Annotated in this window: 1 protein-coding gene and 1 pseudogene; both read left to right on the top strand. The window is 71.6% G+C overall.

Annotated features, from left to right (window positions below):
• Positions 1–562 (top strand): response regulator transcription factor (locus G3I60_RS43725; RefSeq protein ID WP_164608553.1); only part of this gene is annotated, 562 nt, incomplete at its 5' end.
• Positions 552–927, top strand: a pseudogene (locus G3I60_RS43730) (two-component sensor histidine kinase); the annotation flags it as partial. The gene G3I60_RS43725 and the pseudogene G3I60_RS43730, both read left to right, overlap by 11 nt.

Genomic DNA, 927 nt, shown 5'->3' on the forward strand with positions numbered 1-927 from the left:
CGACGGCCTGGAGGTCTGCCGCATTCTGCGGGGGGAGTCGTCCGGCCTCCCGGTGCTGATGCTGACCGCCCGCACCACCGAGGAGGACCTGCTGCTCGGCCTCGACCTCGGCGCCGACGACTACATGACCAAGCCCTACAGCCCCCGTGAGCTGATGGCCCGTATCCGCACCCTGCTGAGGCGCAGCCGGCGTACCGGCGGCGGCGCCGCCATCCCGGACGACCGTCGGCCGACCGACCCGGTCCTGCGGGCCGGCGCCCTCTCGGTGGATCCGGTCCGGCACACCGTCCACCTCGGCGGGCGGCAGGTGGAATGCACCCCCGGGGAGTTCGAGGTCCTGGCGGTCATGGCCGCCGAGCCCGAACGGGTCTTCACCCGGCGGCAGTTGCTGACCCGGACCCGCGGGTCCGACCGCTTCATCACCGAGCGCTCCATCGACGTGCACATCCTGAACCTGCGCAAGAAGCTCGAAGCCGACCCGAAGCAGCCGGTCCTCCTGCTGACCGTCTTCGGGGTCGGCTACAAGATGGCTGACGGCCCCGAGGGCCACCGTGCGCACTGAGCCCGCGGTGCACGCCGAGACCCCCGAGACCAGGGTGCCGCTGCGCAGGAGTCTGCTGGTCAGGCTGCTGGCTTCCTCGCTTCTCGTCGCCCTCTGCGCGATCACCGCCACCGCCTGGCTCGCGGTACGGACCACCACCAGCGCGATCCGCCAGGAGCAGGGGCAGGTCCTCTCCGACGACACGGACATCTACAAGGTGCTCACCGACTACGCCGCCGTCCACCCGAGTTGGGACGGAGTCACACGGACGATCAGCCGGCTCGCCGACCGGACCAACCGGCGTATCACCCTCACCGCCCAGGACCACGGCCGCCGGACGATCGCGGACTCCGCGCCCGGCACATCGCCGCTGCCCGACCGTGCGT

Origin of the sequence: Streptomyces sp. SID13666 (genome assembly GCF_010548325.1) — a bacterium.
GTDB classification, from domain to species: Bacteria; Actinomycetota; Actinomycetes; order Streptomycetales; family Streptomycetaceae; genus Actinacidiphila; species Actinacidiphila fildesensis.